The organism is Neisseria sp. P0007.S010 (genome assembly GCF_051962875.1).
Taxonomy (GTDB): Bacteria; Pseudomonadota; Gammaproteobacteria; order Burkholderiales; family Neisseriaceae; genus Neisseria; species Neisseria subflava_A.
In genome coordinates this window covers 30328-57290 of the sequence record NZ_JBQCUX010000012.1, presented here as the reverse complement: position 1 = coordinate 57290, position 26963 = coordinate 30328, and the positions used below count along the sequence as shown (strand labels likewise).

Below are 26963 nucleotides of genomic sequence, written 5' to 3'. Positions count from 1 at the left end.
CTAAACCAGTATTACCATTCGTAGTTCACGCCTACGTTGTAAGATGCAGAGCCGCCTGAAGAGGTGCCGACTGCAAGACCGGCCTTGGCTGCAAAGTTTTCATTGAAGCGGTAGCCTGCACCGACTGCAACTGCGGTGTCAGATTTGAAACCACCCAAAGCAGCGGTAACGTTAAACTTACCAACGCTGTAAGGTTGGAACAGACCGCTGAGGGCTGCTTGTGCAGCAAGACCTTGGCGGGTCTCTTTGCGCAGATTAGCTACGTTTTTGTCCAAGTTGTCGATACGCGCTGAGTTTTTAGCAATACCGGCAGCGTGTTGGTTGCTTGCTGTTTGCAGGGTAGCAATATCGGCTTTGTTAGCGGCAACTTGTGTGGCATTAGCTTTAACTGCATCTTGAGCTTGAGCAGCAGCAGTTTGCGCCGCACTTGCTACATTATTGGCAGCATCAGCGGATGTTTTTGCAGCTTTGGCATGGCTTTCAGCAGTTTCAGCAGATTTTTGGGCAACTTCAACAGAACCTTGTGCAGACTTAGCTGATTTTTCAGCTTCAACAGCTGCATTTTTAGCAGTCTCGATATCAGCTTTATCAGCTTTTTTGTCAATTGCTGCTTTGTTGGCATCAATATCTTGACGGTTAACTTCTAACGCATCAGCTGCAGCCAAACCTACTTTTTTCAAAGTACTGATATCTTCATCCAGGCTGGCAATCGCATTGTTGAAGCCTTCATTGGCTTTCTCTTGCTCTTTCAGAGAAGCAGTATTTTCAGCGATTGCCGCTTTGTTGGCGTCGATGTCTTGACGGTTAGCTTCCAAAGCCTCGGTCGCTTTCAGACCTGCTTGTGCCAAGTCAACGATGTCTTTATCGTGACGAGTGATGGCTGCACTAGTTGCATCGCTCAGGGCGGTTACTTCGTCACCGATATCGTTAACTTTTTTGCCCATGTCGGCAGTGTATTTTGCCAATTCTTCGAAATCAGCTTTGTCGGCTTTTTTGTCAATTGCTGCTTTGTTGGCATCAATATCTTGACGGTTAACTTCTAACGCATCAGCTGCAGCCAAACCTACTTTTTTCAAAGTACTGATATCTTCATCCAGGCTGGCAATCGCATTGTTGAAGCCTTCATTGGCTTTCTCTTGCTCTTTCAGAGAAGCAGTATTTTCAGCGATTGCCGCTTTGTTGGCGTCGATGTCTTGACGGTTAGCTTCCAAAGCTTCGGTGGCTTTCAGACCTGCTTGTGCCAAGTCAACGATGTCTTTATCATGACGAGTGATAGCTGCGCTAGTCGCGTCGCTCAGGGCAGTTACTTCATCACCGATATCGTTAACTTTTTTGCCCATGTCGGCAGTGTATTTTGCCAATTCTTCGAAGTCGGCTTTGTCGGCTTTTTTGTCAATTGCTGCTTTGTTAGCATCAATGTCTTGACGGTTAGCTTCCAAAGCCTCAGTTGCTTTCAGACCTGCTTGTGCCAAGTCAACGATGTCTTTATCGTGACGAGTGATAGCTGCGCTAGTCGCGTCGCTCAGGGCAGTTACTTCATCACCGATGTCGTTAACTTTTTTACCCATGTCGGCAGTGTATTTTGCCAATTCTTCGAAGTCAGCTTTATCGGCTTTAGTTTCGATTGCTGCTGTGTTGGCATCAATATCTTTACGGTTGGCTTCCAAAGCCTCAGTTGCTTTCAGACCTGCTTGTGCCAAGTCAACGATGTCTTTATCGTGACGAGTGATAGCTGCGCTAGTCGCGTCGCTTAGGGCAGTTACTTCATCACCGATGTCGTTAACTTTTTTACCCATGTCGGCAGTGTATTTTGCCAATTCTTCGAAGTCAGCTTTATCGGCTTTAGTTTTGATTGCTGCTGTGTTGGCATCAATATCTTTACGGTTGGCTTCCAAAGCCTCAGTTGCTTTCAGACCTGCTTGTGCCAAGTCAACGATGTCTTTATCCAAGCTGGCAATCGCATTATTGAAGCCTTCGTTAGCTTCTTTTTGCTCTTCCAATGCTGCTTTATTAGCATTTACATCTGCGCTGATGGCGTTAACAACTTCTGCAGTTTTTACCAATGCTTCGCTGTTGTCGTTGACGGTTTCAGTCAAGTCACCCAATGCCTCATCGTGTGCAGCTACAACTTCTTTCAAACCCAATCCGCCAAAGCCGTCAGCTTCAACATCTGCTTGTGTAGCTTCACGGACGGTTTTGCTGCCATCTTCATTAGTAGCGACGAAGTTGCTGCCGGCAGCAAAGCCATTAACTGCCTGCTCCAGCTCCATAGTTTTCAACAACAGGGCTGAGCTCTCCTTGTCAAAAGTGAATTTCCCAGTATCTTGATCGAATTTGGTGTTTTCACCAAAAACGGTCTGAAATGCCATAGCATTTTGTGCCTTTTCGGGAATTGAACCCAGATCTCTTTCAGCCGCGCCCGCTGCGCTGCTTACCACAGCTGCCGCAATAGCCAAACTTAATGCTTTAACGTTGAATTTTTTCATGTTTTTTACCTTTTTGTGGTGGGTGTAAGGACGTTATTCAAGCTTCTCTTTCCCCATAAACTGAAAAAGGGACATCGCATGGTCTTAACGGTGATAGTCACTTGAAGAAAGTTGCACCCTCCATTGTAAAAAAATGAAATTTAAATGCAAGTATTCTGTATAGATTTTTCACATATCATGAAAATATGTTGTACATATACATCATTCGGATAAGATGCAAGGAGCACAAAAAATAACGCAAATAGAGACCTTTGCAAAATCCCCCCAAAAATCCCCTAAATTCCCACCAAGACATTTAGGGGATTTCTCATGAGCACCTTCTTCCAGCAAACCGCCCAAGCCATGATTGCCAAACACATCGACCGCTTCCCACTATTGAAGTTGGATCAGGTGATTGATTGGCAACCGATCGAACAATACCTGAATCGTCAAAGAACCCGTTACCTCCGAGACCACCGCGGCCGTCCCGCCTATCCCCTGTTGTCCATGTTCAAAGCCGTCCTGCTCGGACAATGGCACAGCCTCTCCGATCCCGAACTCGAACACAGCCTCATCACCCGCATCGACTTCAACCTGTTTTGCCGTTTTGACGAACTGAGCATCCCCGATTACAGCACCTTATGCCGCTACCGCAACTGGCTGGCGCAAGATAACACCCTGTCCGAATTATTGGAACTGATTAACCGCCAATTGACTGAAAAAGGCTTAAAAGTAGAGAAAGCATCCGCCGCCGTCATTGACGCCACCATTATTCAGACCGCCGGCAGCAAACAGCGCCAGGCCATAGAAGTTGATGAGGAAGGACAAGTCAGCGGCCAAACCACACCGAGTAAAGACAGCAATGCCCGATGGATCAAGAAAAACGGCCTCTACAAACTCGGTTATAAACAACATACCCGTACCGATGCGGAAGGCTATATCGAGAAACTGCACATTACCCCTGCCAATGCCCATGAATGCAAACACCTGTTGCCTTTGCTGGAAGGACTGTCCAAAGGTACGACCGTCTATGCCGACAAAGGCTATGACAGTGAGGAAAACCGGCAACATCTGGAAGAGTATCGGCTACAGGACGGCATTATGCGCAAAGCCCACCGCAAACATCCGCTGTCGGAAGCGCAAACCAAACGCAACCGACATTTGTCGAAGACCCGTTATGTGGTCGAACAAAGCTTCGGTACGCTGCACCGTAAATTCCGCTATGCCCAGGCAGCCTATTTTGGTCTGCTCAAAGTGAGTGCGCAAAGCCATCTGAAGGCGATGTGTTTGAACCTGTTGAAAGCGGCTAACAGGCTAAGTGTGCCTGTTGTCGCCTAAAAGGCGGCCGGATGCCTGATTATCAGGTATTCAAGGAGGATTAAGAGGGTATTTGAGTAGAGTCAGCGGATATTTGAAACAAAAACAGCCGAAAACCTGTGTTTGGATTTCGGCTGTTGGGGAAGGGCTTTTTTGCAAAGGTCTCCGATTGTGATTGAGGATGATGTTTGGATCGGACGGCGCGCGATTATTATGGGCGGTGTCCGAGTAGGCAAAGGAGCGGTTATCGGCGCAGGGGCTGTGGTAACTAAAGATGTGCCGCCGTATTGCGTCGCTGCTGGGAATCCTGCGGTCATCAAGAAGAACCTGTTAGAAGATTAAGTACACACATCACGGTTTTCAACCAGATATAAAAAGGTCGTCTGAAAATGTTTTCAGACGACCTTTTTATATCAAATCAAATTAGCCGCGGCGCCAAGTTGTACCGCCGGCGTTGTCTTCCAGAATGATTTTGTGTTTGTTCAGAAGGTCGCGGATACGGTCGGATTCCGCCCAGTTTTTATCCGCGCGCGCTTGTTTGCGGCGGGCGATCAAATCGTCGATTTCCTCGTTGGACAGGCCGTCTGAAACCGCGCCGCCTTGCAGAAACTCAATCGGATCACGTTGCAGCAGGCCGATGATGCCACCCAAAGCTTTCAGGCAGCCGGCGAGGTGCGCATCATTGGTTTTGTTCACTTCTCCTGCCAGCTCAAACAACACGGCAACCGCTTCGACCGTACCGAAATCGTCGTTCATGGAGGCGTAGAAGCGGCGGGTGTAGTCGTTGGCGTTTTCAGATAAATCAAACTCAGCCGCAGGAGTGTTTTTCAACGTGGTGTACAGACGGGTCAGTGCGCCTTTTGCGTCGTCCAAATGCGCGTCGGAGTAGTTCAACGGGCTGCGGTAGTGGGCGCGCAGGATGAAGAAACGCACGACTTCAGGGTCGTATTGTTTCAACACTTCGCGGATGGTGAAGAAGTTGCCCAACGATTTGGACATTTTTTCGCCATCCACGCGGATAAAGCCATTGTGCAGCCAGTATTTGACGTGGCTGGCGATGCTTTGACCGTGATGGGTTTGCGCGTGGTCGTGGCCACAGGTATGACCGCTGGCACCGACGCTTTGGGCGATTTCATTTTCATGGTGCGGGAACTGCAAGTCCGCGCCGCCGCCGTGAATATCGAAAGTATCGCCGAACAGGTTTTCACTCATGGCAGAGCATTCAATATGCCAACCCGGACGGCCGTTACCCCAAGGGCTTTCCCATGCAGGTTCGCCTGCTTTGGCCGCTTTCCACAATACAAAATCAAGCGGATCGCGTTTGAAACCGTCCACTTCTACACGCTCGCCTGCACGCAGGTCGTCCAACGATTTGCCCGACAATTGTCCGTAAGCGGAAAACTCGCGCACGGCGTAGTAAACGTCGCCGTTTGCGGCAGGATATGCCTTGCCGTTTTGAATCAGGGTTTCAATCATGGCAATCATTTGCGGAATGTTTTCCGTCGCCTTCGGCTCAATATCTGGACGCAATACGCCCAAAGCATCGGCATCTTCGTGCATAGCCTGAATGAAACGCGCGGTCAGTTCGCCGATGGTTTCGCCGTTTTCAGCCGCGCGGGCGATGATTTTGTCGTCGATGTCGGTGATATTGCGCACATAAGTGAGCGGATAGCCGCACTCGCGCAGCCAGCGCGCAATCATGTCAAACACCACCATCACGCGGGCATGGCCGAGATGGCAGTAGTCGTAAACCGTCATGCCGCAAACGTACATACGCACGTTGGCAGGATCGATGGGGGTGAAGGGTTCTTTTTGACGGGTAAGGGTGTTGTAGATGGTTAGCATATTCAATAGGTTATTGTGATGATAATATATTTTGATGACGAATCAGATTAAACTGCTGGCGGACATGGCTTTCGCCATATTTGCTTTCTAAGCGTTTGACAATAAAATGTCCGCGAGCGATGTCTTGATAAAAATCAGTAAACATGACGTTTAGGGTTGCACCTGCAACTGCACCGATGCCAGGAACTAATTGCGCTGCCACTTTTTCGGTAAGCGGAACGCCCAAACGTGTGGCAACAGCCTGAATGATTTGAGCTAATGCTTTGCCGATAGTCGAAGTGTCAATCACTTTGGCAGTTGTACCCTGTGTCAAAACAAGTAGTTCTTTTGAGGTTACGTTCATGATTTGGCTCAATGCGATACGGCTGGCATAATAACCGCTTTCAGCGCTGTCATCATCTTTGTCTTCATTGACGGTAAAACCGAAGACGGCAATACATTCCAATTTGGTTTGGTAATCGTTGATGTTGAAACCTTCACTGCGTGCTACGTCCAAAATGGAACGCATCATAATGGCGGTGGAAATTGGCAACTCGGCTGCCAAAGCAGTGAAGCCGAAAAAACCACCAACCGCACCCGTTACGCCTGCCATTAATTTATGAGTTTTAGTAGAGGCTTCAGTTTTCTCACTATTCATAGTGGATGCACTGGCATCGAATACTTTATGCAATGCTGTCTGAATAATTTGATTAACTTTGTCTGCCGCACCTTTGGGTAGCTTGTCTAATAGGTACTCCACAGGCGAACCGACTATTGCCGTCATTTTGGCAGTTAATGACGGACTGGTCAGCAGGGCAACGGCTTGTTTCAATTCGTCAAAATCCTGTTGCATCATAGGTGTGTCGTTTGAAGAAGAAACAAATATATTTTCTGGATTCATCAAATTTTCCTTTGTTTTTATTTTTGGGTGGGATTTCACGCAGAAATGCCACCTGAAACTTTATTCAGCCTGTAAAACGTTAGTATTCGTTTTTGGCTGATTTGCCACAATTTCGGCTTTTGCCGCTGCCTGCTCCGCTTCGGCTTTCTCGGCTTCGATGCGTTTTTTCTCGGTCAGGTATTGGTTGATTTGGTGTACCAATTCCTGCGTGCCTTGGTGGGTCAGGGCGCTGATTTGAAAGAGGCGCGGAGTTTCCATGTCGAATTGGAAGCGGTCGTCTGGTTTCGGATAGTCCCAGCCGATGGCTTCGAGGAAGGCGGCGCTACGCGCTTGGGCTTCTTCTTCATCAAGCATGTCGAGTTTGTTCAGCACCAGCCAGCGCGGTTTATCGTAGAGTTCTTCGTCGTATTTGCGCAATTCATTGATGATGGCGAGGGCTTCTTCGGCGGGGTTGACGGTTTCGTCGAAGGGCGCCAAATCGACGACGTGCAACAGCAGGCCGGTGCGCGATAGGTGTTTGAGAAAGCGGTGGCCGAGGCCTGCACCTTCTGCCGCGCCTTCAATCAGGCCGGGGATGTCGGCCATGACGAAGCTGTGGTTTTCGTCAATGCGCACGACGCCTAAGTTTGGATGCAGGGTGGTAAAGGGGTAGTTGGCGATTTTGGGGCGTGCGGCGGATACGGCGGTAATCAGGGTGGATTTACCGGCATTGGGCATGCCTAACAAGCCGACATCGGCGAGGACTTTGAGTTCGAGTTGTAGAGAACGGGTTTCTCCTTCTTCTCCGGGCGTGGATTGTTTGGGCGCGCGGTTGACGGACGATTTGAAGTGGATATTGCCCAAGCCGCCTTTGCCGCCTTTGGCGAGGCAGACGCGCTGGCCGTGGTGGGTGAGGTCGGCGACGATTTCGTCGGTGTCGAGGTCGCGGATGAGGGTGCCGACGGGCATTTTGAGGACGATGTCGTCCGCACCTGCGCCGTAGCGGTCGGAACCGTGACCTTTTTCGCCGTTTTTGGCCTGGTAGCGTTTGACGAAGCGGTATTCGACGAGGGTGTTGGTGTTTTCGTCGGCTTCTGCCCAGACGCTGCCGCCTTTGCCGCCGTCGCCGCCGTCGGGGCCGCCGCGCGGTACGAATTTTTCGCGGCGGAAACTGGTTGCGCCATTACCGCCTTTGCCTGCGGCGACTTCGATTTTTGCTTCGTCGATAAATTTCATGATGTTCTCTTATGGGTATTCGGTTGTTTCAGACGGCCTTTGTTAATAGAGGAGCTTGGTGTCTGAACGGATAAAATGTTGCTTATTATAAAGGATATTTCGGTTTTAGGCCGTCTGAAATATGGTTTCAGACGGCCTTGGATTTATTGGGCGAGGGCTTGGTCGATTTCTTGGTAGAGTTGGGTGAAATTGGGTTCGCCAACGTAGGTTTTAAGGATGTTGCCGTTTTTGTCGATCAGGACGGAAGTCGGGTAAACCTGTGTACCAAAGGCTTTTGCGGCAGTTTTGTCGGCATCGTACATGACGGTGAAGGGAAGGCCGTATTCTTTGACGTACTGATGGACGCTTTCGATAGGATCGATGGGCTGGGCAATGCCGAGGACTTGGAAATTTTTGCCTTGATAGTCTTGGGCGGTTTTGATGATTTTAGGCATCTCGCTCACGCAGCCGGGGCAGGAGGGAAACCAGAAGTTAATGAGGGTAACTTTGTCTTTTAAATCAGCGTTGGTAATGGTTTTGCCTTGCAGGTCGGACAGGGCGAAATCAGGGGCGGCTTTGTTGCTGGGGATAAGGACGAAGGCAAGAAGCGCGCCAATCGTGGCAACGACAAGGAGTGTGAGTATTTTTTTCATGATTCTAGATTTTGAATGGCGTGTGCTAAGGTTTGGGGAACGCTGATGCTGCGGCCGCTTTCGCTGCTGACGGGCATAAGGGTAACTTCAGCTTCGATGGCGGCTTTGCCGTTGGGCAGGGTCGCGGTTTGGCTGAGGATGATGTGGCGTGTGCCGATGTCTTTCAGACGGCCTGTAAAGGTCAAGACATCGCCTTCAAGCGACGGGCGGCGATAGCGGATGTCAACGCGTGCAACAACGAGCATGATGTCTTTGAGTTCGGACAGAAGGTCATGCTCTTGAAAAAACGTCCAGCGCGCTTCTTCGAGAAATTCGAGATAGCGCGCATTGTTGACGTGGCCGTAGCCGTCGAGGTGGTAGTTGCGGACGGTCAGTTTCATCAGTTGAGATTGATGGGTTGGAACTCTTCGCGTGCGATTGGTTCGTGTTCGAGGTCGGTAATTACGGTGGAGAGTTGGATGTCGAACCATTCGTTGAAAATGTCGGCGTCCAAATCCGGCCATTCGCTTTCGTCTTCGCACCAGTCGGCCAATTCGGCAGCAAAAATGTCTTCGAAACGCGCTTCGATTTCATCCCATACTTCGTCGGCGGTTTCGCACGGGCGAACGAGGTAAGAATTGGCATCGGCTTGGATGTCTTCAAGCGTCAGGCCATCCAAGTGATTGCCGGGTAGGGATTTTAGCCAGTTCCAAAAAGGATCGAGGGGGATAAGCAGGAAGACGCTGCGGTTGACTTCGTACATGGTGTTTTCCTTGGTTTCTGTATAGTTGAATGATATAGCAAAGGTGGGGGACTGGCTATCTTTTGGGGGATAAAGGCCGTCTGAATTTCAGACGGCCTTTATTTTTGGAAACAATCAGGGATTTTCTGATGGTGTTTGATACAGAGTTTGAGGATTGGCTGTATCGGGGATTTCTGCCGGAGCGGATTGGGGTGCTACCGGTTCGGAAGTGGTGTTGCTGTCCACCAAGTCATCGATGTCGATGTTGTCGTCTTCGCTTTGAGGGAGCGTGCCGCCGGTTTGTTGGGTGCGGACTTTCATGTAAAGGTCGCGTGTGTAGCTGTATTTGTCGATGGCTGCACCTTCGAGGCTGTCGGTCAGGTCGAGCAGTTCTTCACGGGTGTTGATGGCTTGCAGGCCGATTGTGCCCCAGCGTCCTGCTCTGGTGTGGAAGACGGCATTTTTAACCGGATAGACGGTGGTGACGGCGTTGCCGACGGTATCGCGTACGGTAGACGGGCCGAGTAGGGGGACAACGAAGTAGTTGCTGTTTTTCCAGCCCCATGAGGCGAAGGTATCGCCGAGGGTGTTTTTATTGCTGGGCACACCGCCTGCACCGGCTACGTCGATTAAACCGCCAAGGCCGAAGGTGGTGTTGATGCCGACGCGGACGAGGTCTTCGCTGGCGCGTTTGACGTCAAGGCGCAGTACATTGCTGCCGAAGCTGACGACATCGCGCAGGTTGTTGAAGAAGTTGATCACGCCGGTACGCACCGGTTTGGGCGTTATTTTGCGATAACCGCGTGCGACAGGGGAAAGGACGTATTTGTCTGCTTTGTCGTTGAACTTGGAAACGGTACGGTTGTAGCCTTCGTAAGGGTCGGCTGGATTGCGTTCGGCAAGTGCGGGAGCGGAGGCTATGCTGATGAGGAGGCAGAGTGAAGCGGTGGTTTTTTTCATGATTGCAACCAGTCTTTGATTTCGTAAAGTTCGGCCAGTGCGCGGACGGAATCGGGAATGTTTTGAATGGTCGGTTTTTTGTCTGTCCGGCGCAGAGCGTTGAGCAGCAGGGAAACGCAGGCTGAATCTGCTTTGCCTACTTGGCTGAAGTCTATACTGTCTGTTTCTTTCAGACGGCATTGTTGTTCGTAGCGCGCAAAGGCGGAGGCAGTCAGGGTTTTGACGGTAACGTCGCCGCTGATGTAGAGCGTGCCGTTGCGGATTTCTGTTTGCATGGTGTCTTTATGATGTAAGGCACCATGCCGTCTGAACATCAGGCGGCATGGTGCAGGGGTGGATTATTTACCGCCGTTTTTGGCTTTCAAGTCGGCAATCAGGCCGTCGATGCCTTTGGCTTTGATGGTTTCGCCGAATTGGTTGCGGTATACGGTAACCAAGCTTGCGCCTTCTACTGCGACATTATATGCGCGGTATTTGCTGCCGCTTTGGTAGGTGGTGAAGTCCATGTTGACCGGTTTTTGGCCGGAAACGTTGATTTCGGCGCGGACGACGATTTCTTTACCGCCTTTGTTTACGACCGGGTTGTCTTTGATGTTGACCTTGGCGTTTTTGAATTTCAGCATGGTGCCGGAGTAGGTGCGGATCAGCAGGGTTTGGAACTCTTTAGTCAACGCTTGTTTTTGTGCGTCAGTTGCAGTACGCCATGGGTTGCCGACGGCCAAAGCTGTCATGCGTTGGAAGTCGAAGTAAGGGATGGCGTAAGCTTCGGCTTTTTGGCGTGCAGTGTTGGCGTCGCCGCTGTTGAGGATTTTCAGCACTTGAACGGAGTTTTCACGGACTTGGTTGACTGCGTCGGCAGGAGAGGCAAAGGCCATGCTGATGCTCAATACGCCGATGCTCAATGCGCTGATGAAGGAAGTTTTTTTCATGGGAGTGTCCTGAATATTGGGTTGATATGTGTTTATTGTTCGTTTTGACCGGCAGATTCACTGTCTGCGTTTTTTTCGGCAAAGCTGGTCATGAATTTGCCGATAAGGTTTTCCAAAACCATGGCGGAGCTGGTGACGGTAATGGTGTCGCCTGCCGCCAAAGAATCAGTATCGCCGCCTTGTTGCAGGCCGATGTATTGTTCGCCCAACAAGCCTGAAGTCAGGATTTGTGCGGAAACGTCGCTGCTGAACTGATATTGGCTGTCCAGATTGAGGGCGACTTTTGCCTGATAGGATTTAGGGTCGAGCTGAATGGAGGCAACACGTCCCACCAGTACGCCTGCGGATTTGACCGGAGCGTTGGTTTTTAAGCCGCCGATGTCGCTGAAATCGGCATAGACGGTGTAGGTTTGAGAGGATTTGCCGAACGATTGTCCGCCGGCGGCGCGGAAGGCGAGAAAGCCGATAGCGGCTGCGCCCAGTAAGACAAACAGTCCTACCCAAAATTCCAAAGCATTTTTTTTCATGTGCTATTGTCCTTGTTTCATTCTTTTTAAGTGCCGTTTCAGACGGCCTTTAGTCGGTAAACATCCACGCAGTCAACATGAAGTCGACAGCGAGGATGGTCAGGGCGGAAGACACTACCGTGCGTGTACTGGCGCGCAAAATACCTTCGGAAGTCGGTACGCAGTGGAAGCCCTGATGTACGGCGATCAACGTAACGGCCACGCCGAAAGCGGCGGATTTGATTAAGCCGTTGAGGACGTCGTAATGGAAGGTAATGTTGTTTTGCATTTGCGACCAGAAAATACCACCATCCAAACCCAGCCATTCGACGCCGACCAAATACGCGCCGTAAATGCCGGCAACGTTGAAAATCGATGCCAACAAAGGCATGGAAAACACACCCGCCCAAAAGCGCGGCGCAACCACGCGCGCCACGGGGTCGACCGCCATCACGTTCATCGCTTCAAGCTGCTCGGTGGTTTTCATCAAACCGATTTCGCTGGTCATGGCACCGCCCGCACTGCTGGCAAACAGAATGGCCGCCAATACGGGACCCAATTCGCGCAACAGGGAAGCGGCAACCATATAGCCCAAAATATCGGCGGATTTGAATTTTGCCAGCTGCGTATAGCCTTGCAAGCCCAACACCATGCCGACAAATAGGCCGGAGACGGCGACAATCAGGACGGACAACACGCCTGCAAAGTAAACTTGGCGGATGCTCAGGCGCGGACGGGCAAACGCCGTGCCTGATTTGGCCAGGATCTGCAGGAAAAACAGCGTAATGCTGCCCAGCGATTGGATGAAGCCGAGGGTTTTTGCCCCGACGGAACGGATAAAATTCATAGGTTTCAGTTGATTGGTTAAATGGTTTTCAGACGGCCTGGTTTAAGTTTCAGGCCGTCTGAACATCAGCCCAGCAAGTCTTGTTTTAAAGTCGTTTGCGCCGGATAGCGGTAGGCGACGGGGCCGTCTGCCAAGCCGCCGACAAACTGGCGCACCCAAGGCGAGTCGAGTTCGCGCATTTCTTTGGGCGAGCCGGAGAACATGATTTCGCCGTGTGCCAAGAAAATGACTTGATCGACGATTTCCAGCGATTTTTCGATGTCGTGCGTTACCATCACGCTGGTGGAGCGCAGGGCTTTGTTGGCGCGGCTGATGAGGTGGGCGATAACGCCCAGCGAAATCGGGTCGAGGCCGGTGAAAGGCTCGTCGTACAACATGATTTCAGGGTCGAGCGCAATCGTACGCGCGAGGGCGACGCGGCGCGACATACCGCCGGAAAGCTCGGAAGGCATCAGGTTTTCAATGCCGCGCAAACCGACTGCATTCAGTTTCAGCAATACTAAATCGCGGATGACCGCTTCGGGCAAATCCGTCAGCTCGCGCATGGGGAAGGCGATGTTGTCGAAGACGGATAAGTCGGTGAACAATGCGCCGTGCTGGAATAAAACGCCCATGCGGCGGCGGTGTTCGTACAGCTCCTGCGCCGAAAATGCGGCCAAATCACGCCCTTCAATCAGCACTTTGCCCGATTGCGGGCGGATTTGACCCGTAATCAGGCGCATCAGCGTGGTTTTACCGCTGCCCGAACCACCCATTACGGCGGCGAAATTGCCTTGTGGAATGCTGAAGTTGATGTTGTTCAGAATAGGACGGTCGCCATATGCGAAGGCAACGTCTTTCATTTCGATGAAGGGTGTGGAACTCATGCAGGAGAGGGGTGTCAAAAAATGTATTTTAATTACGGGTATTGTAAAGGGTATTGGATATTCGAGCAATTTTCAGACGGCCTGCGCGTAGGAATAACGGGTAAAAACGTGTGAAAGAATGCAGAAGCGTTGGTGCTACGGTCGTTTTGCAGCGTGTTGTGTCAAACATACAGACAGATGTGTAGGTATATTTGTATAGAAATACAAAAAACAACTGAATCAAATCCAAAATATTTTTATCATCAAATATCAATACTTTTTTGGGGGGAGCTTAGACAGGAAACAGCTAATCCAATATCTATTGAATTCTTTGTGAAAAGAAAGAATAAAACATCGATAAATCTCCTTTCCTCTCTCTTGTAGAATAATATATTTTTGATAGGTTTTTATTAAATAGTTTTCTAAGTCTATTATAGAGTTAGAAGGATATTTCTTTAATTTTGTTATTTGCTCCACGCCTAAAGCGTCCTGCTGGTCCATATATTTCACCCGTTATGAGTCTATTTTCATCCATATAGTTTCAAATTTAGTGGGATACGGACTTAGCTAATGAGCTAAAATCAACGAATAGAAGGAACTCCTCCATTTTTCGAAACAAATATAGGCCAATTTCCAATAATAGATTTGTTTATATCCATTGTTTCTAAATATTCTTTTGACTGATATGGGAAAAACCATCCATCATCATTTTCTCGTACATGAGATTCAACTATTAACAATGAAATTCCCATTTCTTGCTCTATTTGACTTAAAAAAGATACTGCGATTTTCTTTGCTTCTTGATAAGTAATTATCATGGAAATACTCCAAATTGAAAATGTTTGAAGATAGTAAAATTGACTTCTCCTCCTTTTTGTATTTGCCCATTAATATACCTTTTTGGATAATTGCGCTTTATGGCCTGCTGGATCGATGGCGTTAAACAAAGGCCGTCTGAAACGGTTTTTCTGTTTTCAGACGGCCTTTTAGCTCAAACCTTGAGAACCGCATGCGTGCGTTCCGCACACATGCTACTTATTGAGTTTAGGTTTCATATGGGCTACGGCTTGCTAATTTATGATTTATCTATATTCCTGATATCTAATAGAATTATATAAAATACCATTCTTATCAAAAATAGGTAATAATTTAATCAAATACCAGTTAACATCAACTATTTCTTTATCAAAATTTTTAATATTAATGGTGATGCTAAATGAGAATTCAAAATTAGGGAAAAATAAAACTTGTCCACCAATATTGGTGTCAGCCCATGTTATTGAAAATCCGATTACTTCATCTAAATTGCTTTTTATTCTTAAAAAATTTAAAATTTCTTTTTCTGACATAGAAGCTGAATTCCAATCATAGTCTTTATCGCCAAGTGGTAAGTAAACAAAATTTCCATCATCTAGAAAACTCCAACCTCCATACAATAAGCATTCTAGTATTTCATAACGAGAAAATTTTTTATTATTCATGGATAAATCAATATCTAAATTTACACTTCTTGACATTTTTAAATCTCCTATAACTTTTAATATTCAAAATATTTAATACCTTTTTTGTTCAAAAATTCTTTAACATGTTTGGGGATTGGTGTATTTGAATGTAATTCATATGTTGCTCCATTTTTTGTTGCAATTTTCAGTCTATCACCCATATCTGATTTAAATCTTTCGAATTTTTGAGGTGTAGAAGTGTGATCTCTCCAGAAATTACCAGATTTGGCTTCATACCAACGATTGATTGTAATAGCACCGTCAAACTCTCTCCCTCCCATTTTAAAGCTTCCATTTCCTCCATGAAATTTAACTAACCAATCTTCAAATTCTTTTCCGATTAGCCCAGATGGACCTCTGCTTAATTTCTTAATTTCTTTTTTTATTTGAGCATGTTGGTTAAAGTTGCTGTTTTTATTTCCGTTTCTTATTTCCTGAACATTTTTCTCCACCTGCTCACGAGTTGTCAATTTATTAAGCTTCCTATCAACCTCCCATCTCGGTTTTGCATCAGACACAGGCTTAGCCTTAGGCATACCGGCTCCTGATTTACCCACACTGAACAAATCTATAGAAAACTGAACATATTCCGCAGCTTGCTCCGACAACCCCAATTGCTTCAAGGTCTGGACCGTAATCGTCGGTCGTTGCTCGCTGGCTTTTTTTCCGAAGTTTTTCGTCCCAGTAATGACATGATCGTAGGGAGACGTTACACCAACCAAAGCGGCGGCACAGCCTAAGCCGAAAGTCTCGGCACAAGATCCGCCTCCAGTTACACTGGAAAGCACAACCCCCAAACTGCCCGAAACGATTTCAGCTCCGGGTTTGACGTAGCGATGTAGGATGCTTTTGTCTTCCGCATCCAGCTTTTCATATTCGGCCTTCAGGTAGTCGGGCACCCAATCGGGATGTCGGTTTAGATAGCCTATGGATTCGTTTTTCAAGTCCTTAAACCGACTGTCAAAGTGTTTATCTTGGATAAATTCGGTGATGCGTCCTACATTTTGATGACATTCGGTAATTCTTCCTTTGGAACTACATTCATGCTTGACTTGCTCTTTTATGACGGAATAAATTTTAAGAGCTGTCTGTTCGTCCTTCTTTAAGGCCGCTGATTTTAGACGATCTTTTTAATTTAGTTGGGTTTTCAACTCAACCTACACACTTAATCTGAAAGTTCATATAGCATATCCAAAAAGGCATCAAAACTATCTGCAATATGGCTAGTTACCATTTTCGTATCTCCATTCTCATCTTCATAAAAATCATCATGATACATCAGAATGATACATGGATTTTCATTGCATTTCCTATAATCAAAACAGATATAATCGCCATTAGCTGAAATCCCAAAAGCAATCACTTTTTTTGCATACCCATATTCATCATCAATACATGAATAGCTATAAATATCTTCATAGCCTAAATTTTGCTTATACCCTAAAAATGAAATGTCCCTTTCATCATTTTCACCGTATTGATTGACAAAATTGAAAATATTTTCTTTAGGGTATAAATAGTCATGTTTACTAAGAAGTGATACATATGAAACAGGAAAAACGACCCCTATATCTTCAGCAAATTGTTGAATTGTTCTTATTGGAACCAATCCCTCATCTGATAATATTGATAGTTTTCTCATTTTTACTGACCTTTCTTTAACGATTTTGACCAGTATGCCTAACAGCTTTATGAATACTATTAGGAATTAACTGCATATTATAAAGAGGCGGGCAAACATGCCCGCCTTGTTTTTAATATTTCTGTAAACCTTCTACCTTGATTTCTTTGGCATTGGCATTGATGAAGGCTTGAGTTGCTTTCATCGTGGCTTGGATGCGCGGATCGTTCCAGCGCACTATTTGGTTGTTTTCATCGCGCTTGTCCGACCAGATAATCACGCCGTCGGTGTATTTTTTGCTGATTTCGAGCATTTTGCGCCAGCGGACGGGGTCGATGAATTGTTTGAAATAAGGGCTGTTGGTGGCCGAATAATATTGCGGCCAGATGTAGCCGATGATTTTTTTGTTTGGAAAGCGTTGATGGATGTCGTCAACGGCGGTTTTCACGTCTTTTTCCCATTGCACCAAATCGGGGGAAGTGATGTAGAACACTGGATTGGCATAGTCGCTGATGGCGGCGGTGGGCGCACGGCGTTTGCTGACTTGTCGCCATTTGGCCAAAATGGCTTCGTTGTCAACGTTGGGGCGGTAGTGGCGGATGCCGTGCAGGTGTTCGGAGGGCATGCCGTAGTTGCTGATGACGGCGCGCGGGTTTTCTTCTCTGAAGATTTGGTACATCCGCGCGAAGTTGGTTCTCAATTCGTCAGGTGTCAGCAGTTGGCCGTCTTTTTCGGCAAACCAGCTTTCGATGTCGGTAGAAATGGTGCGGTAGCCTTCGCGGCGCGATTGTTTGGCCAATTCGCGGATATGCGCTTCGTTGAGTACGCCGTGTTTGCGTTTGCCCGTCGGATCGGGTTTGACCAGTTCGCTTTCGTAAACCAAGAACACTTTGGAGAGTTTGTCGGCAGTCAGGTCGGGTTTGCCGACATAGTCCATGCGGTCGTAGATAATGAAATCTTTGGCATGGGCGGAGAGGGCGGTCAATAAGAGGACGAGGGGCAAAAGGCGGTTGGGTTTCATGTTTTTAGGCAGATAAGGGAAAAGGGCCATTGTACGGGAAGCGGTGTTAAAGTAAGTCAAAGGCCGTCTGAAAGGATAAAAGTTCTTTCAGACGGCCTTTGTTGAACTGGGAATATTCAGTTTTGAGGCTGGTGTGATTTACTGCGCCGCAGTTTTTTCCAGCAATAGGAAAGTTTCGGTTTTGTTGCGCGGTCTTGCGCCTTGCCACAAGGTTTGCCAACCTGAAGGTACGCCGATGTTGGCGGCTTGGCGGATGAGGCGGTAGCGGCAGGTCGGGTTGTCGGTCGTGGTTTTGATATGGCTGTATTGTGTCCATGCGATTCGTGTGCGCTGGTCTTGGCCGTCGATGCTGATACATTCGAGGCCGTCTGAAAGTTTCTGTTTCAATTCGGAAGAAAGTGCGGTTTCCATTTGGTGTACCACCGGCGCATGGCTTTTGGCGGCGTTGAGCCACGGTAAAAACAGGGTCATCAGCAAGGCCCAGGCTAAGGTAACGCCGGCTGCCCAGTTGGTTACGGCTTGGCGGCCACGGATGTTTTTACGCGTAATCGCCCAGAGCCACAATGGGGTAAACAGTAGGGCGACGGTCATCGGAATCGGGTCGATGTCGGGGATGTAATATGGGCTGAAATAGGCGGCGCGTTCGGCCAGCTTGGCAGGCCAGCCGTAGTTCATGGCGAAGAAGCCCAGCCACAGGAAGACGGCAATCAAACCGAATGCCATGATGCCGAACCAGTTGATAAATGCCGCTGCGCCGCGGCGCAGGCCGTCCAGTTGTGCCGCGCCGAGCAGGGCGAGCGGCGGCAACAGCCAAACGAGGTTGTCTTGCAGGCGTTGCGGGTTGATGGCGAGCAGGGCTGTCATGATAACCAGCCACGACAGGCTCAGAATGCCCCAGTTTTTATCGTGGATACGCGTGCGGCTGAGCGTCCATGCCGCCAGCGGCCAAGCAGGCAGGGCAAACCACAGCAGGTTTTTCAGATAATAGGGCAGGTTGAAGGCCGTCTGAATCTGATGGAAACCGCCGAATACGCCTAAGGAATAATGGTTGAACCAAATATCAAACCATTCGGGATTGGTTTTTGATAAAACTAGCGGATACAAAATCAGCAGGGGTAGGGAAACGACGATGGCGCCAATTAGGGTCAGCAGATAGCGTTTGCTCTGCCAAGTGGAATGGAACGATAGGGCAAGTGCCAAAAAAATCATGGCCGTGGTCAGCAGATAGCCTGAGGATAGGGAGAGTAAAACCCAGCCGCTGCACAACAACAAAATGGCAATAATGACGCGGCGGCGTGCCAGTGAGAAGCCGCACAGAATCAATCCAAACGCGGCAAAAGCGGCCGACATGGGATTGAGGAAGTGGGCGATGGGCAGCAAACCGATGCTGCCGATAAGGATTAAGACAACGCTGCGGCCGTGGTGTCTGCCGAGAAAGTTGAAACCGGCAAAACCGCAGGCAGTCAGTCCGATGGCGGTAAATACCACGTCGGCAAAACGTGCGGCATCATAGGCATCGGCTGCCCAAGGCGAAAATAGGGTTTGGAATGCGGTTGCCGCCCATAAAAAAGCAGGGGGGATGGTGAAATCGGGTTGGCCGAAGATTTGTGCAATTAACAGGCTGCCGCCGTTTTTCATGGATTCGGAGGCGGTAAAGAGGGAGGGTTCGGCAGGGTTCCACAAGTCATGCGAGAACACGCCCGGCCACAGCCAGGCAAAAGCCATCAGCAGCAGTAGCCATGGTTTTTCATGGGTTTTTTGGGGGCGGCGCGGATCGGGCGGTGTGTAAGTCAGCATGGAAGGTCAAAAAACGGTTGGTTTGAATAGCAATGGTACAGGGTTTGACGGGTTTGCGCGATATGCCGGACCGGAGGGCTTTGTAAAATAATGCTTACGGCTCGTTTTTATCGGGTGTTTGGAATGATATGGTATTCGGTTGACGACAAAAAGCTCAGGCCGTCTGACAGGAATATTTCAGACGGCCTGAATGCAAAAAAGACTGCACGAAGCAGTCTTTTTGACAAAGCGGCAATTAGCGTTTGAACAGGTTGCCGAATTTGTTGTTGAATTTGTCCACGCGACCGGTAGTGTCGACGATTTTTTGAGTACCGGTGTAGAAAGGGTGGCACAGAGAGCAAACCTCAACGTTGAAGCTGTCTTTTTCCATTGCGGATTTGGTCACGAATTTGTTGCCGCAAGAGCAGGTAACGTTGATTTCGTGGTAGTTCGGGTGAATACCTTGTTTCATTTTATTTCCTTTCGATTAAGCGGGCACAGGGGTTTTGCCTGTACTTCAGTTAAGCGTGGAATTTTCGCTATTTTTGGCTGTTTCGTCAAGAGGGTATTTTGTATGCAGGGTAGTTTCGCAACAGAAGAGAACAGTTTAGAATAGAATATCGAACCAAATATTATGCGATCAGATTGTAATCTAACTGAAAAGAGGATGTAAAACCTCCTCTAAATGTGAAACTTTAAGAAGAATAATAGTCTGAATAATATTTACGCTTGTACGAACAGGAGACGGAATCAATGTGGAAAAAGATATTGACGTGCATTTTGCGTGTTTTGGGAGGAGTGTTGCCCCCGTCTTATTGCAAACCATTCGGCAGAATTGCGCAAAAATTCCGTGTTGCTTTGGCTGCGTGTATTTCTCCAAACATCGGTAAAAACGTCAATATTGAAAAAGGCGGATACGTCTTTCCGGATACGGTAGTCGGCGACAATTCGGGTATCGGCGTAAATTGCGAAATCTGCCGCGGTTTGACCCTCGGCAAGAACGTGATGATGGGGCCGGAATGCCTGTTTTATTCGACTAACCACAAATTCAACCCTGAAACCCGCCGCTTCGAAGGTTATACAGATATCAGCCCGATTGTGATTGAAGATGATGTTTGGATTGGCCGGCGTGCGATTATCATGGGCGGCGTTACCATCGGTAAGGGCGCGGTAATCGGTGCAGGTTCGGTGGTTACCAAAGATGTGCCGCCTTATTGCGTGGCTGCGGGCAACCCTGCGATTGTTCGGAAAAAACTGCTGGATGAGCAAGAGTTTGCAGCCGAATAGCGTAAACAAAATAGCAAAATAAAAGGCCGTCTGAATTTCAGACGGCCTTTTTTCAATAGTGCTTAAGCGGCAATTTTTTCGCATTCTTTAATGCAAGCCAAGCAAGATTCGTAGCAGGCTTTGCATTCAGCGTGGTGGCCGGCGTGTTCTTTGCAGGCGGCAGCACATTGTTTGCAGGCTTCGATGCACACTTTTGCCAAAGATGGGGTCAGGCGTGAATTTTGGGCGGCGAGGTTTTGCAATGTGCCGCACAGTGCCAACATTTGGTTAACGCCGGTTGCGCAGTCTTTCATGGAAGTATCACCGGAGCTCAACAGAGTGATGCAGTGAGTCAGGCAGATTTGACCGGCTTCAACGCAATGTGCGGCTGCTTTGCGCGCAGCTTCGTAGGCGCGCGGTGCAGAATGCGCGTGACCGGCATGACCGGCGTGGTGTGCATGGCCTGCATGGTCGTGAGCACGGGCAAAAGAAGCGGCGGCGGTAAGGGAAACAGCAGCGGCGTTGCCGATAAATTGACGACGGTTCATAAGATAGAGTCCTTTTTGCTTTGTGAAATGATATTACGAATAATTAAATCTATTCGATAACAATAGGTTAACATATTATTTGTTTATAAACAATAAAGGCTGCCTGAACTTTTAGGCAGCTTTTTTTAGATACGCGTTAGGTTGATAGAGTTTTCTTTTTCTGAATCAGCAGCCTCAACGAAGTTGCCGTGCTGTCCAAGACCGTATCATCATATCCAACAATAAAGGTTTTTGCCAATAAAAAAGAAAAGGCCGTCTGAAAAGTTTCAGACGGCCTTTATTCAAACTAAAGCCTACATCAGATGACTTCTAAAATGAAATACTGACGCAGTTTTTCGTACACATTATTTTGTACGTTGATACAACCATTGGTTATGATGCGGTCGGCCACATGAGGGGAGACGATGCGTTCCATGCGTCTTTCTTGTGGCTTGAGCGTCCATACCCTATGTAACGCAAACAGAAAGTCATTTTCTTCTTTGAAGCCGATAACCTCGCCACCGTAACCCGGTTTGCTGGTCATCATCGGCGTCATATTGAATTTGCCTTTCGGCGTGGTCTTGCCAATCAGTACCGGATGGCACTGACCGTCGTCGGCAAAGCAAAGCTCCGCCTTAGCTGTATTGACCACAACTTTTTTACGCTGGATATAGTCGCTGACAGCATCGGCAGCGGCCAAAGAATTCAGACCTGCTGCCAAGGCTATACCCAATAGGATCCGTTTCAAATTTGTCCTTATTGACGGATGCGGTTAGGAGCTTCTTTAATGATCTCGCGGATGATCACTTGAGGCTCTTGTTTAGGTGTAGGTGCTGGAGGAGGACATACGGCATCTTTAGGGAATACTGGATTCCAGAAGAAGCTGCGTGCAAATTTGTCTTTGTCGTAGATCACTTTGTATTGGCAAGTAGTGATGCCTTCAACGCCAGAAGTGTTTTCAGGGTCAACGCCTACGCCTGGGGTGTAGAAGTGGAACAGGTAGTCCCATTCACGCACGCCAACCATGCCTTCGTCGTAGTGAGGACGGCCGAGGATTTTGTAGATGTCGTCTTTGGTCAGACCAGGACGCATTTGATCCAGCTCGTCAAAAGTCGGGAATGTACCGCGGTCTTTGTTGAAGGTCAGGGAGTAAGGTTTAGGGAAGCGTGGCTCGTCTGTAGTGCCTTCAGGAGTGATTTTGCTCTTAGTAGCACAGGCGGCCAGCAGGCCGGTAGCCAGCAGGACGAAGCCTACTTTTGCGATTTTTTTCATTTGATAATCCTTTTATTGATTTTACCGGCCGAACTTTTCAGACGGCCTGTTAGTGCCGGCAGCGAGTTTGCCGGTTTACCCAAATAATGTTGTGCTTCTTAAAGATGTACCCGACGGTTTGACAAACAGAACATCGGCACATTCCGGCAGGGCATTGCGCCTCATCTCCGTTGTATCCGCCTGAATCGGCAGAACCGTTCAGACGGCCTGACTGACATTTATTGTCACTTTGTAACAATTTCACTTCGAGTAAGGCTTGGGGTTTAGAGATGTCCGGTTTTCGATAAATCAGGTTGTATTGCGTAATACCTTGTTATCTTTGTGCTTTAGTTCATTTTGGCATTTGCCGGAGATTAGGTACTTAATCTTTCGGGTGTTATCCCTGCAAATTGTATGCCAGTTTTCTTTTATGCGCATAATCTGAGTATGCCAAAATGTTGGCTTTATACAACATTCATATTAGCGAACCAGAAATGGATTGTACCTTTTCTCATGCCCGATACTGGTCATACGGCCGTGTCCGGCTATAACTTGCGTGGTTTCGGGCAGGGTTAATAGTTTAGCGCAGATATTGTTTATGAGGTCATCATGATTGCCGCGTGGAAAATCTGTGCGACCGACAGTCTCATAAAATAAAACATCGCCTGCGACTAAAAGTTCATTTTCGGCGTTGTAAAAAACGACTTGGCCGGGAGTGTGGCCGGGAATGTGGAGGACTTGGAAGCTGTGATTGCCGACCTTGAGCGTTTCTCCTTCTTCCAACCAGCGTGTCGGCGTGAATGACGGAGAAACGGGGAAGCCGTATTGCGCCGTCGTTTGCGGAAGGGCTTGGAGCAGGAATTCGTCGTCTTTGTGCGGGCCGAGAACGGGTACGTCGCAGGTTTTCAAAAGTTCAACCACGCCGCCTGCGTGGTCAAGATGACCGTGGGTCAGCCAAATGGCGGTCAGCTTGAGGCCTTTGTTTTGGACTTGTTGCAATAAATAGGGTACATCGCCGCCGACATCGGTCAAAACGGCTTCTTTGGTTTCATCATCCCAAATCAACGTGCAGTTTTGACGGAAGGGGGTAACGGCATTGATTTCAAATTGGAGTGCCATGGGTGTTCCTAGGGAATGCTTATTTAATGTTGTTTACATTTCAGACGGCCTTTTGTTATTATGCATATATAATAAAAAAGCAAGTCTGGAAAAGTGTCTTATGAATAATGTAATGCGAACCATATTACGCTAATGTTAGAGCGTTTTGGGCTAGTTGCTAAATAAAAGAGCTAGAAAAGCGTCTAACCACTTGCAAATGTAGTAGGCGAATACATTTACCATGACGGCTAGCCAAAACAAATAAAATAGCTGCCACAAATACGAAATAGACATCGTAATTTATGACAGCTATTTGGCAGTACCTGGTCGATCTTATAGTGTAATTATTTAGTTATATTCTATTTTTTAAAAGCCTCACCGATGGAATAAATTCCGTCAAATAAGAAACCGAAAGCGATAAAGTAGATAAATACCTCACCGGAAGCAATCGGCTGGAATATGAGTAATAGGCCTAATAGTAAAAGAATTAGTGCAAGCCATTTTGCATTACGTCCCATGAGTGATACCATGCTGTCGGACTTTCTTGATTTAATGAAAATGATGATAGCATCGATTACCATCCAGATGCCGATTGTGATCGGGAATACTAACGGTAGGAATGCAAATCCGCCGCATACGAGAAAGATACCGAATAGAGCATTGATAATACCGCTGATGAGATACCAGCCGCTACGCAATTCAGGGGGTAACATAAAATAATTTATAATGGAGCTGACTGCACTGACAAAAAAGATAATAGAAAATAGCCAGGCAAAAGCCATGAGATTAATAACGGGATTTAAGAGTAAGAATATCCCCAGGATAATGCTTAAAATACCCGATAAAATAAAGAAAAATTTGCTTGAACCACTCATAATAATTCCTCCAATCTTTGGTACTGCTTATTTACAGTATTCATGAAATCATGGGGGATGTCAAATTGTAACGATAAAACTGTGTTTTCACAAAACTCACATGTCCATCCTGTTGACACAGTTCTATAGAATACCGTATAACACCTTTATATCTTAAATACGAGCTATGAATGGGTATAAAGGTTTACAGAGATACCGATTTTTGCGGCTTCTTTCATCTCTGCGGCGTTTGGTGCAGATTTGTTGTTGGCGCAGGAATATAAAAATCAAGATATTGCCGGTTGGGCCATGAGTGAAAAGTTGGATGGCGTGCGCGCGTATTGGGACGGCAGGCAGCTGGTCAGTCGTCAGGGTTATGCGTTTACACCGCCCAAAGGTTTTACAGCAGGTTTTCCGCCGTTTCCGATGGATGGCGAGTTGTACAGCGGACGAGGGCGGTTTGAGCAAATTTCCGCGATGGTGCGTTCTGCCTCGGGAAATTGGGACGGTATCCGTTTGCATGTTTTTGATGTGCCGCAGGCGCAGGGTAATCTGTATCAGCGGCTGGAAATGGCTTCGAAATGGCTGAAATCACACCCGTCGGCACGGTTTACGGTTATTCCGCAAGTCAAGGTGCGCGACAAACAGCATGCTTTGGATTTTTTGAAACAAGTTGAAGCGCTGGGTGGGGAAGGGGTGATGCTGCGTCAACCTGAAGCCCGTTATGCAAGCGGTAGAAATGGGCAGCTGTTGAAGCTGAAAAGTGAATATGATGATGAATGTACGGTAACGCGTCATTATGAGGGCAAAGGGCGCAATGTCGGGCGTTTGGGTGCGGTAGGATGCAAAAACCGATATGGCGAGTTTCGTATCGGCAGCGGTTTTAAGGATAAAGACCGCGACCATCCGCCGAAAATCGGTGCGCTGATTACTTACCGTTATCGTGGTTTTACGCAAAAGGGAACGCCGAAATTTGCAACATTTGTCAGGGTGCGCTCAGATCGATAAAACAAATTAAAGGCCGTCTGAAAGTAGGTTTCAGACGGCCTTTAATATAGATGTTGCATAGCCTTTTATAAGGTTTCCAATACATCAGGCAACTCGGCCAAGCTGTTGAGCATGGCGACATGGGGCATGGAGGAAAGCTGTTTGGAGGTATGTGCGCCGGTGGTGACTGCGATGGCGCGGATTTTGGCATTGGCGGCCATTTCTAGGTCGTGGGTGGTGTCGCCGACGACGACGGCCTCTTCCGGTTCAACACCCAGTCGATCGCAGAGGGCGAGTACCATATCGGGTGCGGGTTTGGACGGATATTCGCTAGCGCAGGCGGTTTCTAGCCAAAAGGCTTGGGTGTCGGTTTGTGCGATGGCTTTGTCCAAGCCGCTCCGACCCTTGCCGGTCGCTACTGCAAGCCAATAGCCTTGTTGTTTCAAGCGTTGCAGGCAGGGCAGGGCTTCGGGAAACAGGGTCATGTTGCGGTTGTTGGGATTGAGGTAGTGCGCGGCATAGGTCTCAATCAGGGTTTCCTGAACGTGTTCGCTGACGTTGTGGGCAAGGCGGCGGATGATGCCGGAGAGGCTGTATCCGATGAGCGGGCGGATTTGGTCGGCTTCGGGAACGGGCAGGCCGCAATCGGCAAAGCTTTGTTGAAAGGTGTGGATGATGGGGTTGGTGGTGTCGGCAAGCGTGCCGTCCCAGTCGAAAATGATGAGTTTGGGTTTCATGGGTTTCCTTTCAGACGGCCTTTTCCTGATTTTCCAACATTAAAACAAATTGCGCCAATTCTTGCGGCAGGGGGGCTTTCAGAATCAGTTTTTCGCCAGTCAGTGGATGGGCGAGGTGCAGCTCGGAGGCGTGCAGGAACATTCTTTTCAAACCGAGTTTCTGCAGGCGTTTGTTGGCTTGATAGTCGCCGTAGCGTTCGTCGCCGGCAATGGGGCAGTCTTGCGATTGCAGGTGGACGCGGATTTGGTGGGTGCGGCCGGTTTTCAGGGTGGCTTCGACAAAGGTCAGGTCGGATAGGCCGACTTGGTGCAACAGGCCGTCTGAAAAACGGTTTAACACGCGGAAGATGGTGTGGGCGGATTGGCCGTCTTCGCTGACGCGCACCATTTTTTCGCCTTGTGCACCGGTGTATTTGAACAGGGGGAGCTTGACGTGGAAGCAGTCGTTCGGCAGCCTGCCGACACCCAGCGCGAGATAGATTTTTTTCGGATGGTCGTTGCGGATGGCTTCGTGCAGTTTCACCAAGGCGCTGCGTTTTTTGGCAATCATCAAGAGGCCGCTGGTGTCTTTGTCGAGGCGGTGGACGAGTTCGAGATAACGTGCTTCGGGACGGGCGCGGCGAATTTGTTCGATGACGCCGAAGCTCACGCCGCTGCCGCCGTGGACGGCAACGCCGGACGGTTTGTTGATGACCAAAAGCGCATCGTCTTCGTAAACGATGTCAAACTCGCGCGCAGGCGCGGCCTGGCTTTCAGACGGCCTTTGTTTTTCGGCGATGCGTATCGGCGGAATGCGGACGGTATCGCCTGCCTGAATGCGGTTGTCGGGTTTGCAGCGTTTTTTGTTCAGCCGCACTTCGCCGGCGCGGATAATGCGGTGGATATGGCTTTTCGGGACGCCTTTGAGGATTTTTATCAGATAGTTATCAAGGCGTTGGCCTTCCTCGTGTTCGGCAACGGCAATCAGGCTGACTGAATCTTTGCGTATTGCGTGCATTTTCTCTATAATCCCAAACGTCCGTTTCGGGACCCGAACCTGCCATCGCAGGCCGTCTGAAACGGATTTATTGTTAAAACGAGATTTTATATTAAAAACGCACTCCGCAAAGCATTTCCTTGTGTTTGTTCAAAGCCGGCAAACGCAATCCCGTAATTAAGTTT

The 26963-nt window shown here is 48.3% G+C and carries 29 protein-coding genes and 2 pseudogenes; 4 read left to right on the top strand and 27 right to left on the bottom strand.

What is annotated here, in order from left to right; all coding sequences use genetic code 11:
- Positions 1 to 11 precede the first annotated feature (11 nt).
- On the bottom strand, positions 12 to 2486 hold the full coding sequence (locus tag ACTHR7_RS09240; RefSeq protein ID WP_440370690.1) for a YadA-like family protein: 2475 nt from the start codon (positions 2484 to 2486) through the stop codon (positions 12 to 14).
- Between the two features lie 309 nt (positions 2487 to 2795).
- On the opposite strand from ACTHR7_RS09240, the gene ACTHR7_RS09235 reads away from it, so the two are divergent.
- Together ACTHR7_RS09235 and ACTHR7_RS09230 are read left to right on the top strand one after the other, a co-directional pair.
- Positions 2796 to 3803: an IS5 family transposase gene (locus ACTHR7_RS09235; RefSeq protein ID WP_440370689.1), complete on the top strand. Its 1008-nt coding sequence runs from the start codon at positions 2796 to 2798 to the stop codon at positions 3801 to 3803.
- Between the two features lie 141 nt (positions 3804 to 3944).
- A pseudogene (locus tag ACTHR7_RS09230) lies at positions 3945 to 4124 on the top strand (DapH/DapD/GlmU-related protein); the annotation flags it as partial.
- Positions 4125 to 4205: 81 nt separating this feature from the next.
- On the opposite strand, the gene cysS reads toward ACTHR7_RS09230, so the two are convergent.
- From cysS to rpmE, 19 genes and pseudogenes are all read right to left on the bottom strand, one after another.
- On the bottom strand, positions 4206 to 5627 hold the full coding sequence (gene cysS / locus ACTHR7_RS09225; RefSeq protein ID WP_440370688.1) for a cysteine--tRNA ligase: 1422 nt from the start codon (positions 5625 to 5627) through the stop codon (positions 4206 to 4208).
- Between the two features lie 10 nt (positions 5628 to 5637).
- Complete coding sequence (locus ACTHR7_RS09220; protein WP_070629708.1) at positions 5638 to 6507, bottom strand: EcsC family protein; 870 nt, start codon at positions 6505 to 6507, stop codon at positions 5638 to 5640.
- Between the two features lie 60 nt (positions 6508 to 6567).
- Positions 6568 to 7722 carry a GTPase ObgE gene (obgE, locus tag ACTHR7_RS09215; RefSeq protein ID WP_440370687.1) on the bottom strand — a complete coding sequence of 385 codons (1155 nt, stop codon included), beginning with the start codon at positions 7720 to 7722 and terminating at the stop codon, positions 6568 to 6570.
- Positions 7723 to 7865: 143 nt separating this feature from the next.
- Complete coding sequence (locus ACTHR7_RS09210) at positions 7866 to 8354, bottom strand: peroxiredoxin family protein (RefSeq protein WP_070587947.1); 489 nt, start codon at positions 8352 to 8354, stop codon at positions 7866 to 7868.
- Positions 8351 to 8734, bottom strand: coding sequence for an acyl-CoA thioesterase (locus ACTHR7_RS09205; protein ID WP_293203756.1), 384 nt, complete (start codon positions 8732 to 8734; stop codon positions 8351 to 8353). The genes ACTHR7_RS09210 and ACTHR7_RS09205 overlap by 4 nt, the downstream gene beginning before the upstream one ends.
- A complete protein-coding gene (locus ACTHR7_RS09200; protein WP_003681812.1) occupies positions 8734 to 9096 on the bottom strand; it encodes a hypothetical protein in 363 nt (120 codons plus the stop codon). The genes ACTHR7_RS09205 and ACTHR7_RS09200 overlap by 1 nt, the downstream gene beginning before the upstream one ends.
- 114 nt (positions 9097 to 9210) lie before the next feature.
- The gene (locus ACTHR7_RS09195) at positions 9211 to 10035 is read right to left on the bottom strand and encodes an MlaA family lipoprotein (protein WP_314512770.1); all 825 of its coding nucleotides are present in this window, start codon (positions 10033 to 10035) and stop codon (positions 9211 to 9213) included.
- On the bottom strand, positions 10032 to 10310 hold the full coding sequence (locus ACTHR7_RS09190) for an STAS domain-containing protein (RefSeq protein WP_036493932.1): 279 nt from the start codon (positions 10308 to 10310) through the stop codon (positions 10032 to 10034). Before ACTHR7_RS09190 ends, ACTHR7_RS09195 begins: the two co-directional genes overlap by 4 nt.
- A 63-nt stretch (positions 10311 to 10373) precedes the next feature.
- The gene (locus tag ACTHR7_RS09185) at positions 10374 to 10964 is read right to left on the bottom strand and encodes an MlaC/ttg2D family ABC transporter substrate-binding protein (protein WP_003681817.1); all 591 of its coding nucleotides are present in this window, start codon (positions 10962 to 10964) and stop codon (positions 10374 to 10376) included.
- 32 nt (positions 10965 to 10996) lie between these two features.
- Complete coding sequence (gene mlaD, locus ACTHR7_RS09180; RefSeq protein WP_003681819.1) at positions 10997 to 11491, bottom strand: outer membrane lipid asymmetry maintenance protein MlaD; 495 nt, start codon at positions 11489 to 11491, stop codon at positions 10997 to 10999.
- A 49-nt stretch (positions 11492 to 11540) separates the two neighbouring features.
- Positions 11541 to 12317 (bottom strand): lipid asymmetry maintenance ABC transporter permease subunit MlaE, encoded by a 777-nt coding sequence (mlaE, locus tag ACTHR7_RS09175; RefSeq protein ID WP_003683792.1) that lies wholly within the window; start codon positions 12315 to 12317, stop codon positions 11541 to 11543.
- A gap of 65 nt (positions 12318 to 12382) precedes the next feature.
- On the bottom strand, positions 12383 to 13183 hold the full coding sequence (locus tag ACTHR7_RS09170; RefSeq protein ID WP_003748015.1) for an ABC transporter ATP-binding protein: 801 nt from the start codon (positions 13181 to 13183) through the stop codon (positions 12383 to 12385).
- A 560-nt stretch (positions 13184 to 13743) separates the two neighbouring features.
- A complete protein-coding gene (locus ACTHR7_RS09165; RefSeq protein ID WP_083325215.1) occupies positions 13744 to 13980 on the bottom strand; it encodes a YrhB domain-containing protein in 237 nt (78 codons plus the stop codon).
- Between the two features lie 264 nt (positions 13981 to 14244).
- A complete protein-coding gene (locus tag ACTHR7_RS09160) occupies positions 14245 to 14679 on the bottom strand; it encodes a hypothetical protein (protein ID WP_293203758.1) in 435 nt (144 codons plus the stop codon).
- A 347-nt stretch (positions 14680 to 15026) separates the two neighbouring features.
- Positions 15027 to 15212 (bottom strand): annotated as a pseudogene (locus tag ACTHR7_RS09155) (septum formation inhibitor Maf); the annotation flags it as partial.
- 617 nt (positions 15213 to 15829) lie between these two features.
- Entirely contained in the window at positions 15830 to 16306 is a 477-nt protein-coding gene (locus ACTHR7_RS09150; RefSeq protein ID WP_107868190.1) for an SMI1/KNR4 family protein, read from the bottom strand.
- A 112-nt stretch (positions 16307 to 16418) separates the two neighbouring features.
- Positions 16419 to 17306: a hypothetical protein gene (locus tag ACTHR7_RS09145; protein ID WP_440370686.1), complete on the bottom strand. Its 888-nt coding sequence runs from the start codon at positions 17304 to 17306 to the stop codon at positions 16419 to 16421.
- Positions 17307 to 17444: 138 nt separating this feature from the next.
- On the bottom strand, positions 17445 to 19103 hold the full coding sequence (locus ACTHR7_RS09140; RefSeq protein WP_107868192.1) for an ArnT family glycosyltransferase: 1659 nt from the start codon (positions 19101 to 19103) through the stop codon (positions 17445 to 17447).
- Between the two features lie 235 nt (positions 19104 to 19338).
- Positions 19339 to 19554, bottom strand: coding sequence for a 50S ribosomal protein L31 (rpmE, locus tag ACTHR7_RS09135; protein ID WP_003681847.1), 216 nt, complete (start codon positions 19552 to 19554; stop codon positions 19339 to 19341).
- Positions 19555 to 19835: 281 nt separating this feature from the next.
- Between rpmE and ACTHR7_RS09130 the strand changes: the two genes are divergently transcribed.
- Complete coding sequence (locus ACTHR7_RS09130; protein WP_070824106.1) at positions 19836 to 20369, top strand: acyltransferase; 534 nt, start codon at positions 19836 to 19838, stop codon at positions 20367 to 20369.
- Between the two features lie 62 nt (positions 20370 to 20431).
- On the opposite strand, the gene ACTHR7_RS09125 is transcribed toward ACTHR7_RS09130, so the two are convergent.
- The 5 genes from ACTHR7_RS09125 to ACTHR7_RS09105 form a co-directional block, all read right to left on the bottom strand.
- On the bottom strand, positions 20432 to 20896 hold the full coding sequence (locus ACTHR7_RS09125) for a four-helix bundle copper-binding protein (RefSeq protein ID WP_070824107.1): 465 nt from the start codon (positions 20894 to 20896) through the stop codon (positions 20432 to 20434).
- A gap of 298 nt (positions 20897 to 21194) precedes the next feature.
- The gene (locus ACTHR7_RS09120; protein ID WP_049329449.1) at positions 21195 to 21623 is read right to left on the bottom strand and encodes a hypothetical protein; all 429 of its coding nucleotides are present in this window, start codon (positions 21621 to 21623) and stop codon (positions 21195 to 21197) included.
- Between the two features lie 8 nt (positions 21624 to 21631).
- Positions 21632 to 22147: an outer membrane protein assembly factor BamE gene (locus ACTHR7_RS09115; RefSeq protein ID WP_070461158.1), complete on the bottom strand. Its 516-nt coding sequence runs from the start codon at positions 22145 to 22147 to the stop codon at positions 21632 to 21634.
- A gap of 459 nt (positions 22148 to 22606) precedes the next feature.
- On the bottom strand, positions 22607 to 23245 hold the full coding sequence (locus tag ACTHR7_RS09110; protein ID WP_070646533.1) for an MBL fold metallo-hydrolase: 639 nt from the start codon (positions 23243 to 23245) through the stop codon (positions 22607 to 22609).
- A gap of 338 nt (positions 23246 to 23583) precedes the next feature.
- Entirely contained in the window at positions 23584 to 24099 is a 516-nt protein-coding gene (locus ACTHR7_RS09105; RefSeq protein WP_049344974.1) for a DUF308 domain-containing protein, read from the bottom strand.
- Between the two features lie 192 nt (positions 24100 to 24291).
- Between ACTHR7_RS09105 and ACTHR7_RS09100 the strand changes: the two genes are divergently transcribed.
- Positions 24292 to 25086, top strand: coding sequence for a DNA ligase (locus tag ACTHR7_RS09100; protein WP_440370699.1), 795 nt, complete (start codon positions 24292 to 24294; stop codon positions 25084 to 25086).
- Between the two features lie 65 nt (positions 25087 to 25151).
- Here the strand turns inward: ACTHR7_RS09100 and ACTHR7_RS09095 are convergent, their stop codons facing one another.
- Positions 25152 to 25802, bottom strand: coding sequence for an HAD-IA family hydrolase (locus tag ACTHR7_RS09095; protein ID WP_070646535.1), 651 nt, complete (start codon positions 25800 to 25802; stop codon positions 25152 to 25154).
- 10 nt (positions 25803 to 25812) lie between these two features.
- Complete coding sequence (locus ACTHR7_RS09090) at positions 25813 to 26799, bottom strand: RluA family pseudouridine synthase (RefSeq protein WP_440370685.1); 987 nt, start codon at positions 26797 to 26799, stop codon at positions 25813 to 25815.
- Between the last annotated feature and the right edge of the window lie 164 nt (positions 26800 to 26963).